The sequence below is a fragment of the Buttiauxella sp. JUb87 genome, assembly GCF_004361975.1.
In the GTDB taxonomy this organism is placed as follows: Bacteria; Pseudomonadota; Gammaproteobacteria; order Enterobacterales; family Enterobacteriaceae; genus Buttiauxella; species Buttiauxella ferragutiae.
In genome coordinates this window covers 1,431,206-1,444,415 of sequence record NZ_SNVY01000001.1, presented here as the reverse complement: position 1 = coordinate 1,444,415, position 13,210 = coordinate 1,431,206, and the positions used below count along the sequence as shown (strand labels likewise).

The 13,210-nt window shown below is 51.0% G+C and carries 11 protein-coding genes; 8 read left to right on the top strand and 3 right to left on the bottom strand.

Features of this window, described 5'->3' with window-relative positions; genetic code table 11:
* Window positions 1-90 precede the first annotated feature (90 nt).
* The gene (locus EC843_RS06790; RefSeq protein WP_064544847.1) at window positions 91-1,377 is read right to left on the bottom strand and encodes a citrate synthase; all 1,287 of its coding nucleotides are present in this window, start codon (window positions 1,375-1,377) and stop codon (window positions 91-93) included.
* A 642-nt stretch (window positions 1,378-2,019) separates the two neighbouring features.
* Here EC843_RS06790 and sdhC point away from each other — a divergent pair.
* From sdhC to sucD, 8 genes are all read left to right on the top strand, one after another.
* The gene (gene sdhC / locus EC843_RS06785) at window positions 2,020-2,424 is read left to right on the top strand and encodes a succinate dehydrogenase cytochrome b556 subunit (RefSeq protein WP_166642045.1); all 405 of its coding nucleotides are present in this window, start codon (window positions 2,020-2,022) and stop codon (window positions 2,422-2,424) included.
* The gene (gene sdhD, locus EC843_RS06780; protein WP_064544851.1) at window positions 2,418-2,765 is read left to right on the top strand and encodes a succinate dehydrogenase membrane anchor subunit; all 348 of its coding nucleotides are present in this window, start codon (window positions 2,418-2,420) and stop codon (window positions 2,763-2,765) included. The genes sdhC and sdhD overlap by 7 nt, the downstream gene beginning before the upstream one ends.
* Window positions 2,765-4,531 (top strand): succinate dehydrogenase flavoprotein subunit, encoded by a 1,767-nt coding sequence (sdhA, locus tag EC843_RS06775; protein ID WP_121815192.1) that lies wholly within the window; start codon window positions 2,765-2,767, stop codon window positions 4,529-4,531. Before sdhD ends, sdhA begins: the two co-directional genes overlap by 1 nt.
* A gap of 15 nt (window positions 4,532-4,546) precedes the next feature.
* Window positions 4,547-5,263, top strand: coding sequence for a succinate dehydrogenase iron-sulfur subunit (locus tag EC843_RS06770; protein WP_064544855.1), 717 nt, complete (start codon window positions 4,547-4,549; stop codon window positions 5,261-5,263).
* 275 nt (window positions 5,264-5,538) lie between these two features.
* Window positions 5,539-8,346 (top strand): 2-oxoglutarate dehydrogenase E1 component, encoded by a 2,808-nt coding sequence (sucA, locus tag EC843_RS06765; protein WP_064544857.1) that lies wholly within the window; start codon window positions 5,539-5,541, stop codon window positions 8,344-8,346.
* Between the two features lie 14 nt (window positions 8,347-8,360).
* Window positions 8,361-9,587: a 2-oxoglutarate dehydrogenase complex dihydrolipoyllysine-residue succinyltransferase gene (odhB, locus tag EC843_RS06760; RefSeq protein WP_064544859.1), complete on the top strand. Its 1,227-nt coding sequence runs from the start codon at window positions 8,361-8,363 to the stop codon at window positions 9,585-9,587.
* A gap of 133 nt (window positions 9,588-9,720) precedes the next feature.
* A complete protein-coding gene (gene sucC / locus EC843_RS06755) occupies window positions 9,721-10,887 on the top strand; it encodes an ADP-forming succinate--CoA ligase subunit beta (protein ID WP_064544861.1) in 1,167 nt (388 codons plus the stop codon).
* A complete protein-coding gene (sucD, locus tag EC843_RS06750) occupies window positions 10,887-11,759 on the top strand; it encodes a succinate--CoA ligase subunit alpha (protein WP_064544863.1) in 873 nt (290 codons plus the stop codon). The genes sucC and sucD overlap by 1 nt, the downstream gene beginning before the upstream one ends.
* Window positions 11,760-11,783: 24 nt before the next feature.
* On the opposite strand, the gene EC843_RS06745 is transcribed toward sucD, so the two are convergent.
* Window positions 11,784-11,978 carry a hypothetical protein gene (locus EC843_RS06745; protein ID WP_133521951.1) on the bottom strand — a complete coding sequence of 65 codons (195 nt, stop codon included), beginning with the start codon at window positions 11,976-11,978 and terminating at the stop codon, window positions 11,784-11,786.
* Window positions 11,979-12,421: 443 nt separating this feature from the next.
* A complete protein-coding gene (locus tag EC843_RS06740) occupies window positions 12,422-13,138 on the bottom strand; it encodes a GntR family transcriptional regulator (protein ID WP_166642044.1) in 717 nt (238 codons plus the stop codon).
* Between the last annotated feature and the right edge of the window lie 72 nt (window positions 13,139-13,210).

The following is a 13,210-nucleotide window of genomic DNA, read 5'->3' as shown; positions in this document are numbered from 1 at the left end:
AGACAAAGCCCATGTAAAACATGGGGATGCCAGCAGTTTTAAGCATAAAAAAACGCGCCGATTGGCGCGTTTTTGTTTCCAGCATCGAACTTATTTTTTCAAATCAGATTCGAAATCACGCTGCGCGTAGCCAGTATACAACTGACGTGGGCGGGCAATTTTAATGCCGTCATCATGCATTTCGTTCCAGTGAGCAATCCAGCCAACGGTACGCGCCATCGCGAAGATAACGGTAAACATGGACGATGGAATACCCATTGCTTTCAAGATAATGCCTGAGTAGAAGTCCACGTTCGGGTAGAGTTTCTTCTCGATGAAGTACGGGTCGTTAAGCGCGATATGCTCAAGCTCCATCGCCACTTCCAGCAGGCTGTTATCTTTCAGATTCAGCTCTTTGAGAACTTCATGGCAGGTCTCACGCATTACAGTGGCACGCGGGTCGTAGTTTTTGTACACGCGGTGACCAAAGCCCATCAGGCGGAAAGAGTCATTTTTGTCTTTCGCGCGACGGATGAATTCTGGAATGTGCTCAACGCTGCTGATTTCTTCGAGCATTTTCAGTGCAGCTTCGTTAGCACCACCGTGTGCTGGCCCCCACAGGGATGCGATACCGGCAGCAATACAGGCGAACGGGTTAGCGCCAGAAGAGCCTGCGGTACGGACGGTAGAAGTAGAGGCGTTTTGCTCGTGGTCGGCGTGCAGGATCAGAATACGGTCCATTGCGCGCTCAAGAATCGGGTTAACTTCGTATTTCTCACACGGCGTGGAGAACATCATGTTCAGGAAGTTACCGGAGTAGGACAGGTCGTTACGTGGATAAACGAACGGCTGGCCAATAGAATATTTGTAACACATTGCTGCCATCGTTGGCATTTTGGACAGCAGACGGAACGCGGCTATCTCACGGTGGCGTGGGTTATTCACGTCCATGGAGTCATGGTAAAACGCAGCCAGCGCACCGGTTACACCACACATTACCGCCATCGGATGGGAGTCACGACGGAAACCGTGGAACAAACGGGTGATTTGTTCGTGGATCATGGTGTGACGGGTAACGGTAGTTTTGAATTCTTCGTATTGTTCCTGAGTCGGTTTTTCGCCGTTCAGCAGGATATAGCAGACTTCCAGATAATTGGAGTGGGTTGCCAACTGATCGATTGGGAAACCACGGTGCAACAAGATGCCTTCATCACCGTCGATAAAGGTGATTTTTGACTCACATGAAGCCGTAGAGGTGAAACCCGGGTCAAAAGTAAACACACCTTTAGAACCAAGACTACGAATATCAATTACATCCTGGCCGAGTGTGCCTTTTAGCACATTCAGTTCCAGAGCATCATCACCGTTGTAGGTGAGAGTTGCTTTCTTATCAGCCATTACGGTCTCCTTAGCGCCTCATTTTATCAGACTGCGGGATACCTGATTTGCGTTCAAACACATCGTGTTCGTTACCCGTTTTTTGTTCGCTCGTGGCTCTGTTTTGATTGTGTACTGCCAGGGTACAGAGCGATGGGCGCTTGCAGGTAACATATGCCACGCAGGCGAAAAATCAGCAAATCAAGGTGTTAGCAGTCCATATCATTCAAACCTGTATACCACTAATAACCGTCCTAATTGACTGGGTCAAGACTGACACACTGTTACATAACTTATTATCAGGTGAAAGGCTGACCCTATAACTTTTACGAATTATACGGCTTTTCTGGCTCCGTTTGTAACAATAATGTTTAACTTTTGTCAAATCAGATGATTAAAATTTAAAATAATGTTGTTATCGTGATCCTGCTCACTGTTCCGACTAAAACCCTTCAAACTATATGTAGGTTAATTGTAATGAATTTGTGAAGAGCCTATACTGCCGCCAGGTCTCCGGAATACCCTGCCACCGGGAGCCACCCAGCGTTGTAGCCAGTTTTTTGGCATCTGGATGTAGCTGTTTTTGCATGACGCACAGTTATAGAAAGTTCACGCTGTCTGACCCCGCCTGCAGACCCGGAGGAAGGAAACAATAAGAACAGCATGTGGGCGCTATTCATGATAAAAAATGCGAAAAAAGAAAGACCTGTAAACCTCGATCTCACTACAATGAGGTTCCCCGTCACTGCAATCGCTTCCATCCTCCATCGTGTATCCGGCGTGATCACCTTTGTGGCTGTAGGCATCCTACTGTGGTTGTTAGGCCAGTCACTCTCGTCTCCAGAAGGCTTCCTTGTTGCGTCAGCAATAATGGGCAGCTTCTTTGTTAAATTCATTATGTGGGGCATCCTCACAGCACTGGCTTATCACGTTGTTGTGGGTATTCGCCACATCATGATGGACACCGGTTTGCTGGAAGAAACCCTGATAGCGGGCAAACGATCCGCGATGATTTCCTTTGTTATTACTGTCGTGCTTTCACTTCTCGAAGGAGTCCTCGTATGGTAAGCAATGCCTCCGCATTGGGTCGCAATGGTGTGCATGACTATATTCTGGTTCGTGCATCCGCCATCGTAATCACCCTGTACATCATTTATATGATTGGGTTCTTCGCCACCGCTGGCGATTTAACCTACGAGGTCTGGAGTGGCTTCTTCGGCTCCGCCTTCACCAAAGTGTTCACCCTGCTGACATTGTTCTCGATTTTGATCCATGCCTGGATTGGCATGTGGCAGGTGTTGACCGACTACGTTAAACCAGTGGCGATTCGCCTTGGGCTGCAACTGCTGATTGTTGTTGCACTGTTGGTTTACGTCATTTATGGATTCGTTGTGGTGTGGGGTGTGTAATGAAGTTACCGGTCAGAGAGTTTGATGCAGTTGTTGTCGGTGCGGGTGGTGCAGGTATGCGCGCCGCATTGCAAATCTCCCAGTCAGGCCAGACTTGCGCCTTACTGTCCAAAGTTTTCCCAACCCGTTCCCATACCGTGTCTGCGCAGGGTGGTATTACCGTAGCACTCGGTAATACCCACGAAGACAACTGGGAATGGCATATGTATGACACGGTAAAAGGTTCCGATTACATCGGTGACCAGGACGCCATTGAATATATGTGCAAAACCGGCCCGGAAGCGATTCTGGAACTGGAGCACATGGGTCTGCCGTTCTCCCGTCTTGATGATGGCACTATTTACCAGCGTCCGTTTGGCGGCCAGTCGAAAAACTTCGGCGGCGAGCAAGCGGCACGTACAGCGGCTGCGGCTGACCGTACCGGTCACGCACTGTTGCACACGCTGTATCAACAAAACCTGAAAAACAAAACCACGATCTTCTCCGAATGGTATGCGCTTGATCTGGTGAAAAACGCCGATGGCGCTGTGGTCGGTACTACCGCGCTGTGTATCGAAACCGGCGAAGTGGTGTACTTCAAAGCGAAAGCGACCATTCTGGCAACCGGTGGTGCGGGCCGTATTTATCAGTCCACCACTAACGCGCACATTAATACCGGTGACGGTGTTGGCATGGCGCTGCGTGCAGGCGTGCCAGTACAAGATATGGAAATGTGGCAGTTCCACCCAACCGGCATTGCTGGCGCAGGTGTACTGGTCACAGAAGGTTGCCGTGGTGAAGGCGGTTATCTGCTGAACAAACACGGCGAGCGTTTCATGGAGCGTTATGCGCCAAACGCCAAAGACCTGGCGGGCCGTGACGTTGTTGCGCGTTCCATCATGATTGAAATCCGTGAAGGTCGCGGTTGCGATGGCCCATGGGGTCCACACGCTAAACTGAAACTCGACCACCTGGGTAAAGAAGTTCTGGAATCTCGTCTGCCGGGTATCCTTGAGCTTTCACGTACCTTTGCACACGTTGACCCGGTTAAAGAACCGATTCCGGTTATCCCAACTTGCCACTACATGATGGGCGGCGTTCCGACCAAAGTGACTGGTCAGGCACTGACGGTGAACGAGCAGGGCGAAGACGTCGTCATTCCGGGCCTGTTTGCGGTAGGCGAAATTGCCTGCGTATCGGTTCACGGTGCTAACCGTCTGGGCGGTAACTCGCTGCTGGATCTGGTGGTGTTTGGTCGTGCAGCTGGCCTGCATCTGCTGGAGTGTATCGCTGAGCAAGGCGAACTGCGTGATGCCAGCGAAGACGAAATTAATGTCGCTCTGGAACGCCTGAACCGCTGGAACAACAACCGTGACGGTGAAGATCCCGTGCAAATCCGCAAAGCGCTTCAGGAATGTATGCAGCATAACTTCTCGGTATTCCGTGAAGGTGATGCGATGGCGAAAGGCCTTGAGCAACTGAAACTCATCCGCGAACGCCTGAAAAATGCCCGTCTGGATGACACTTCAAGCGAGTTCAACACCCAGCGTGTTGAGTGCCTGGAACTGGATAACCTGATGGAAACCGCTTTTGCTACCGCTGTTTCCGCTAACTTCCGCACCGAAAGCCGTGGCGCACATAGCCGCTTCGACTATCCGGACCGTGACGATGCGAACTGGCTGTGCCACAGCTTGTATTTGCCTGAGTCGGAAAGCATGACGCGCCGTGAGGTCAACATGCAACCGAAACTGCGTCCGGCATTCCCGCCGAAAGTGCGTACTTATTAATAGCGGAGCAAAGTGATGAAACTCGAATTCTCTATTTATCGCTACAACCCGGATGTTGACGATGCTCCGCGTATGCAGGAGTACACCCTGGAAGGGGAAGAAGGGCGCGACATGATGTTGCTTGACGCGCTGATGCAGTTGAAAGAAAAAGATCCGACGTTGTCGTTTCGTCGTTCATGCCGTGAAGGGGTTTGTGGCTCCGATGGTGTGAACATGAATGGCAAAAATGGTCTGGCCTGTATCACCCCAATCTCCGCATTAGGTAATGGAAAGCAAAAGATTGTGATCCGGCCACTACCTGGATTGCCAGTTGTGAGAGATCTGGTGGTGGACATGGGACAATTCTATGCTCAATATGAGAAGATTAAGCCTTACCTGTTGAATAATGGACAAAATCCACCTGCTCGTGAGCATTTACAGTCACCTGAGCAGCGTGAAAAACTGGACGGCCTGTACGAGTGTATTCTTTGCGCATGTTGCTCGACTTCCTGTCCGTCCTTCTGGTGGAACCCAGATAAGTTCATCGGGCCTGCAGGTTTACTGGCGGCATATCGTTTCCTGATCGATAGCCGTGATACTGAAACCGCCAGTCGTCTTGACGGTATCAGTGATGCTTTCAGCGTATTCCGCTGTCATGGCATCATGAATTGCGTCAGTGTTTGTCCTAAGGGGCTGAACCCGACGAAAGCCATCGGCCACATTAAGTCGATGTTGCTGCAAAGAAGCGCATGATAGTCCCCTCTCCTGGGGGAGAGGGTTAGGGTGAGGGCAATCGATGCTGAACACAGCCTTCACCCCGACCCTCTCCCTGAGGGAGAGGGAGTAATAAAAATGCAGGAAATCTTTAAAAACTGCCCTGTTGCGACAGTTTTTAAAGGTTCCTTCGCGAGCTGCCTGACAAGTTAATGGCTCGTTGTTGTGAACCCCGGTAATGCGTACAACTTCTGTATTCTGTACGTAATAGTTATTCACGGCGAAATAAGCATATAAATGCTTAAGGGATCACGATGCAGAACGGCGAAATGAAAGCCTGGCTGGATTCCTCTTACCTGGCAGGTGCAAACCAGTCCTGGATAGAGCAGCTCTATGAAGACTTCTTAACCGATCCTGACTCTGTTGATGCGCACTGGCGCTCAATGTTCCAGCAATTACCTGGAACCGGGGCCAGACCGGATCAATTCCATTCCAAAACACGTGATTATTTCCGTCGTCTGGCGAAGGATGCCTCACGTTATTCCACCGCAATTACCGACCCTGACACTGACGTTAAGCAAGTCAAAGTGTTGCAGCTGATCAACGCCTGGCGTTTCCGCGGGCATCAAGCTGCAAATCTTGACCCGCTTGGCCTGTGGAAGCAGGATGCGGTTCCCGATCTGGACCCAGCCTTCCATAATCTGACTGATGCTGATCTTCAGGAAACCTTCAACGTGGGTTCTTTTGCCAGCGGCAAAGAAACCATGAAGCTGGCTGACCTGATTGATGCGCTCGAACAGACTTACGGCGGTTCAATCGGTGCGGAATATATGCACATCACCAGCACCGAAGAGAAACGCTGGATTCAGCAGCGTATTGAATCGGTTGTCGGTCACTCAACATTTACTGTTGAAGAGAAAAAACGCTTCCTGAGCGAACTGACCGCAGCAGAAGGCCTTGAGCGTTACCTGGGCGCGAAATTCCCAGGAGCTAAACGCTTCTCGCTGGAAGGCGGTGACGCACTGGTGCCAATGCTCAAAGAGATGATCCGCCATGCGGGTAAGAGCGGCACACGTGAAGTGGTTCTGGGCATGGCACACCGTGGCCGCCTGAACGTGCTCATCAACGTGCTGGGTAAAAAACCACAGGAACTGTTCGACGAGTTCGCGGGTAAACATAAAGAGCACCTCGGCACCGGTGATGTGAAGTACCACATGGGCTTCTCATCTGACGTTGAAACCGAAGGTGGCCTGGTTCACCTGGCGCTGGCGTTTAACCCATCGCACCTTGAAATCGTCAGCCCTGTGGTTATCGGTTCGGTGCGTGCGCGTCTGGATCGTCTGGAAAAACCAGGTATTAATCAGGTTCTGCCAATCACCATTCACGGTGACGCAGCGGTAGCCGGGCAGGGCGTAGTTCAGGAAACCCTGAACATGTCCAAAGCGCGTGGTTACGAAGTGGGCGGTACTGTTCGCATCGTTATCAACAACCAGATTGGTTTCACCACGTCCAACCCGCTGGATGCGCGTTCTACACCGTACTGTACTGATATCGGTAAGATGGTGATGGCACCGATTTTCCACGTGAATGCTGATGACCCTGAAGCGGTGGCGTTTGTCACCCGTCTGGCACTGGATTTCCGTAACACCTTTAAGCGCGACGTGTTTATCGACCTGGTTTGCTACCGTCGCCATGGTCATAACGAAGCTGATGAGCCAAGTGCCACTCAGCCAGTGATGTACCAGAAAATCAAGAAACACCCGACGCCACGTAAAATCTACGCAGACCGTCTGGAGCAGCAAAAGCTGGCCACGTTAGAAGATGCTACCGAAATGGTGAATCTCTATCGTGACGCGCTGGATGCTGGCGAATGTGTGGTGAAAGAATACCGCCCGATGAACATGCATTCCTTTACCTGGTCGCCATACCTCAACCACGAGTGGGATGAGAGCTATCCGAACAAGGTAGAAATGAAGCGTTTACAGGAGCTGGCTAAGCGTATTAGCAGCGCGCCTGAAACCGTGGAAATGCAGTCACGTGTGGCGAAAATCTACAGCGACCGCATGGAAATGGCTAACGGCGCCAAGAAATTCGATTGGGGCGCGGCTGAAAACCTGGCGTATGCAACCCTGGTTGATGAAGGTGTTTCTGTGCGTCTGTCTGGCGAAGACGTTGGCCGTGGAACCTTCTTCCACCGTCACGCTGTGATTCACAACCAGACTAACGGTTCGACTTACACCCCACTGCAACACGTTCACAACAGCCAGGGCCAGTTCAAAGTTTGGGACTCCGTCCTGTCTGAAGAAGCGGTACTGGCGTTTGAATACGGTTATGCCACGGCGGAACCACGTACGCTGACTATCTGGGAAGCTCAGTTTGGCGACTTCGCTAACGGTGCTCAGGTTGTTATCGACCAGTTCATTAGTTCTGGCGAGCAGAAATGGGGCCGTATGTGTGGCCTGGTGATGTTGCTGCCGCACGGTTACGAAGGCCAGGGCCCGGAACACTCATCCGCACGTCTTGAGCGTTATCTCCAACTGTGTGCAGAGCAAAACATGCAGGTTTGCGTGCCTTCTACTCCAGCGCAGGTTTACCACATGCTGCGTCGTCAGGCGCTGCGCGGGATGCGTCGTCCTCTGGTCGTCATGTCACCGAAATCTTTACTGCGCCACCCACTGGCCGTTTCCACTATGGATGAACTGGCTAACGGCAGCTTCCTGCCAGCGATTGGCGAAGTTGACGAGCTGGACCCGGCAGGCGTGAAACGCGTGGTAATGTGTTCTGGTAAGGTTTATTACGATTTGCTGGAACAGCGTCGTAAGAATGATCAAAAAGATGTCGCAATTGTGCGCATCGAACAGTTGTATCCATTCCCGCACCAGGCGGTGCAGGAAGCATTGAAACCATTTGCTCACGTACATGATTTTGTCTGGTGCCAGGAAGAGCCGCTTAACCAGGGCGCATGGTACTGCAGCCAGCATCACTTCCGTGAAGTCGTTCCATTTGGATCAGCCCTGCGTTATGCAGGTCGCCCAGCCTCCGCATCACCTGCGGTAGGGTACTTGTCCGTTCACCAGAAACAGCAGCAAGATCTGGTTAATGACGCGCTGAACGTCGATTAATTAAAGGATAAAAAATGAGTAGCGTAGATATTCTAGTTCCTGACCTGCCTGAGTCCGTTGCCGATGCGACAGTTGCAACCTGGCATAAAAAACCGGGTGACACCGTTACCCGTGACGAAGTGCTGGTAGAAATCGAAACTGACAAAGTGGTACTGGAAGTACCGGCGTCTGCAGATGGTGTTCTGGATGCTGTACTGGAAGATGAAGGGACAACCGTAACCTCTCGTCAAATCCTTGGCCGCCTGCGTGAAGGCAACAGCTCTGGTAAAGAGACTTCTGCGAAAGCTGAAACCAAAGAGTCTACTCCGGCACAGCGCCAGCAGGCTTCTTTGGAAGAGCAGAGCAATGACGCACTCAGCCCGGCGATTCGCCGCCTGATTGCCGAGCATTCCCTGGACGCTAATGCCATTAAAGGTAGCGGTGTCGGTGGTCGTATCACCCGTGAAGATGTTGATAAACATCTGACTCAGGCGAAATCAGCTCAACCTGCTCAAGCTAAAGCGGCGGCAGAAACTAAAGCACCGGTTGCTCCACTGGCTGGCCGCAGCGAAAAACGCGTGCCGATGACTCGCCTGCGTAAGCGTGTTGCTGAGCGTCTGCTGGAAGCGAAAAACTCCACCGCCATGCTCACCACGTTTAACGAAGTGAACATGAAGCCAATCATGGAACTGCGTAAGCAGTACGGTGAATCTTTCGAAAAACGCCACGGTGTACGTCTGGGCTTCATGTCCTTCTACATCAAAGCGGTGGTTGAAGCACTGAAACGCTACCCAGAAGTTAACGCTTCTATCGATGGCGAAGACGTGGTTTACCACAACTATTTCGACGTGAGCATCGCGGTTTCCACACCGCGTGGTCTGGTAACGCCAGTACTGCGTGATGTTGATACCCTGGGTATGGCTGACATCGAAAAACGTATTAAAGAACTGGCTGTTAAAGGCCGTGACGGCAAGCTGACCGTGGAAGATTTGACCGGCGGTAACTTCACCATCACCAACGGTGGTGTGTTTGGTTCACTGATGTCTACGCCGATCATCAACCCGCCGCAGAGCGCGATCCTCGGCATGCACGCTATTAAAGACCGACCAATGGCGGTCGACGGTAAAGTTGAGATCCTGCCAATGATGTATCTGGCACTGTCTTACGATCACCGTCTGATCGATGGCCGCGAGTCTGTGGGCTACCTGGTGGCAATTAAAGAGCTGCTGGAAGACCCAACTCGTCTGCTGCTGGACGTTTAGTACCCTACGCCCGGTAGTTAAAGCTACCGGGCCTACAATTATCACCTGCCTTGTAGGTCGGATAAGCGAAGCGTCATCCGATGAGAATTGCGACAACTGACCTACATGTTTTTATGAAGGATGGATAGAACTCATGAACTTACACGAGTATCAGGCGAAACAGTTGTTTGCTCGATATGGCCTACCGGCTCCAGTCGGTTACGCCTGTAACACACCGCGTGAAGCGGAAGAAGCGGCATCCAAAATTGGTGCAGGCCCGTGGGTAGTAAAATGTCAGGTTCATGCTGGTGGCCGCGGTAAAGCGGGTGGCGTGAAAGTGGTTAACAGCAAAGAAGACATCCGTACTTTTGCTGAACACTGGCTGGGCAAACGCCTGGTGACCTATCAAACAGATGCAGGCGGCCAGCCGGTTCACCAGATTCTGGTTGAAGCTGCAACTGACATTGATAAAGAACTGTATCTTGGCGCGGTGGTTGATCGTAGTTCCCGTCGCGTAGTGTTTATGGCGTCCACCGAAGGTGGCGTTGAAATTGAGAAAGTTGCGGAAGAAACCCCGCACCTGATCCACAAAGTTGCACTGGATCCGCTGGCAGGCCCAATGCCTTACCAGGGCCGTGAACTGGCGTTCAAACTGGGTCTGGAAGGTAAACAGGTTCAGCAGTTCACCAAGATCTTTATGGGTCTGGCGAACATCTTCCTTGAGCGCGACCTGGCGCTGATCGAAATCAACCCGCTGGTTATCACCAGGCAGGGTGACCTGATTTGTCTTGATGGCAAGCTGGGTGCCGATGGCAACGCACTGTTCCGCCAGCCAGAGCTGCGTGAAATGCGTGACCCAAGCCAGGAAGATGCACGTGAATCTCAGGCTGCACAGTGGGAACTGAACTACGTTGCGCTTGATGGCAACATCGGTTGCATGGTTAACGGTGCAGGCCTGGCAATGGGCACCATGGACATCGTTAAACTGCACGGCGGCGAACCAGCTAACTTCCTGGACGTTGGCGGCGGCGCAACGAAAGAGCGCGTAACCGAAGCATTCAAAATCATTCTGTCTGACGACAAAGTGAAAGCCGTTCTGGTTAACATCTTCGGCGGTATCGTGCGTTGCGACCTGATCGCAGACGGCATCATCGGCGCGGTTGCAGAAGTGGGTGTTAACGTTCCAGTGGTAGTACGTCTGGAAGGTAACAATGCGGAACTGGGTGCGAAGAAACTGGCAGATAGTGGCCTGAATATTATTGCAGCGAAAAGTCTGACGGATGCAGCACAGCAGGTTGTTGCTGCCGTGGAGGGGAAATAATGTCCATTTTGATCGATAAAAACACCAAGGTGATTTGCCAGGGTTTCACCGGCAGCCAGGGGACTTTCCACTCCGAGCAGGCGATTGCATACGGTACGCAAATGGTTGGCGGTGTAACGCCAGGTAAAGGCGGCACCGAGCATCTGGGTCTGCCAGTATTTAACACCGTACGCGAAGCAGTAGAAGCTACTGGTGCAACTGCAACGGTAATCTACGTTCCAGCTCCGTTCTGCAAAGACTCCATTCTGGAAGCTATCGATGCAGGCATTAAGCTGATTATCACCATCACCGAAGGCATCCCGACGCTGGATATGCTGACTGTGAAAGTGAAACTGGACGAAGCAGGCGTGCGCATGATTGGGCCAAACTGCCCAGGCGTTATCACCCCAGGCGAGTGCAAAATCGGTATCATGCCAGGTCACATCCATCTGCCAGGCAAAGTGGGCATCGTTTCCCGCTCTGGTACGCTGACTTATGAAGCGGTTAAACAGACTACTGATATCGGTCTGGGCCAGTCCACTTGTGTGGGCATCGGTGGTGACCCAATCCCTGGATCTAACTTCATCGATATCCTGAAGATGTTCGAGGAAGATCCGAAAACTGAAGCTATCGTGATGATCGGTGAGATCGGTGGTAGTGCCGAAGAAGAAGCTGCTGCTTACATCAAAGAGCATGTCACCAAGCCAGTTGTTGGTTACATCGCAGGTGTGACTGCGCCGAAAGGCAAGCGTATGGGTCACGCGGGGGCAATCATTGCAGGTGGTAAAGGTACCGCGGATGAGAAATTCGCAGCACTGGAAGCCGCTGGCGTGAAAACCGTTCGCAGCCTGGCTGACATCGGCGACGCACTGAAAGCTATTTTGCCTCAGTAAGTAAAAGAAATAAGAGTAAATCCCCTAAGCAGTTGAAGCTGTAGTTTCAAATGGGAAGGGGATAATGTTCGACATGGTTGGCCGCTCTATTGAGTGGCCTTTTTTATGATTGGCATATTTCGTTCGTATGAACGAGTCATTAAAACTCGGTCCTGATCCCAATTCCAGCGCGGCTGTTGCCGTCATGTCACCCATCCGTGCCGCGGGTTTACCGGTCATACACAAATCCTTTTGTTTACATAACTGAAAATTGATTGGCTTCAGGCGCTTGCCTGCGGACGACATCAACGCCGTAGCGGGCAAAAAATAAACACCGTGAACAGGGGGAGAAGAATAATCTGTCTGGTTTTTTATTATGTGAAAGACATCAACTTTTTAGGTTGAAAATCAGAGGGCGTGTAAATATATATTCTATATATCAATTAATTAATTGATTTCATGGATAGGTGTGATGAAGGGATTCGTGTTGTGAATTAAACGCAATATCATCATTGTTATTTTAGCATTGCCACTCTTTGAGTGATGAAGTCATTCAGACCCAAATCGATTCCACAGTTTGCATACGAATGCGCTCTTGCTCACTGATTGCTGTTTATAGCACCATTTGATGTAGTGAATTCAATGATGCTATGAGGGAAATAAGTGGAAGGGCTTTAACAAATTTAATGCTTACGCCGCGCCACTAACGTAAATTTGTAATCGTCACTTTTGAATACGTTACGGCTGAACTCAAACACCCGTCCGTCCCTTAAATAGCCACGCGACACCTTTTCCAGAACCGGTTTGCTGGCATCAACTCCCAACGCTTTAACGACGTCTTCAGATGGCATCACCGGAATTATCTCTTGTTCGCTGCGGTCGATAACCATCTTCTTCACGTTCTCGATGAAGTGATATTTCGAATTCTCCATCACCTCCCAGGTGAGATCGGGGAACAGCGTGAGTGGCATCCAGGTTTCTTCCAGCGTAACGGGTTTTTGTTTAATGAAACGCACGCGTTTCACATGCCAGACTTTGTCGTCGACCGCCAGTTGCAGGTGGGCGGCCAGAATGTCATCCGCTTTAGTAACTTCAAAAATCTGCACTTCGCTGTGGGTTTCGACATTTCTGTCGGCCAGTTTTTCATAGAGGCTGGTCAACTGGTAAATGTCGTAATTGACCTTTTCCTCTTTAACGTATGAACCGCTGCCTTGAATGCTCTCGATGATTTGCTGTTCGGTGAGTTGTTTGAGCGCCTGACGGACAGTCACCCGGCTCACCGCAAACTGTGCCTGAAGCGCTGATTCTGTGGGCAGTGCGTCACCCGCTTTCAATTCACCGTTTTCCACCTGCAAGCGGATAGCATCGGCAATCTGACGGTACATCGGTTTTTTACCCACCACATAGTCCTCTTAGAACGTTAGAAATCTCACCAGATGATAGCCCCAATCATGGCAGCTGTTAATCGATAA

Coding starts and splice junctions, on each gene's coding strand:
- EC843_RS06790 (WP_064544847.1), bottom strand. CDS start 1,377: ATGGCTGATAAGAAAGCAACTCTCACCTACAACGGTGATGATGCTCTG.
- sdhC (WP_166642045.1), top strand. CDS start 2,020: ATGTGGGCGCTATTCATGATAAAAAATGCGAAAAAAGAAAGACCTGTA.
- sdhD (WP_064544851.1), top strand. CDS start 2,418: ATGGTAAGCAATGCCTCCGCATTGGGTCGCAATGGTGTGCATGACTAT.
- sdhA (WP_121815192.1), top strand. CDS start 2,765: ATGAAGTTACCGGTCAGAGAGTTTGATGCAGTTGTTGTCGGTGCGGGT.
- EC843_RS06770 (WP_064544855.1), top strand. CDS start 4,547: ATGAAACTCGAATTCTCTATTTATCGCTACAACCCGGATGTTGACGAT.
- sucA (WP_064544857.1), top strand. CDS start 5,539: ATGCAGAACGGCGAAATGAAAGCCTGGCTGGATTCCTCTTACCTGGCA.
- odhB (WP_064544859.1), top strand. CDS start 8,361: ATGAGTAGCGTAGATATTCTAGTTCCTGACCTGCCTGAGTCCGTTGCC.
- sucC (WP_064544861.1), top strand. CDS start 9,721: ATGAACTTACACGAGTATCAGGCGAAACAGTTGTTTGCTCGATATGGC.
- sucD (WP_064544863.1), top strand. CDS start 10,887: ATGTCCATTTTGATCGATAAAAACACCAAGGTGATTTGCCAGGGTTTC.
- EC843_RS06745 (WP_133521951.1), bottom strand. CDS start 11,978: ATGACCGGTAAACCCGCGGCACGGATGGGTGACATGACGGCAACAGCC.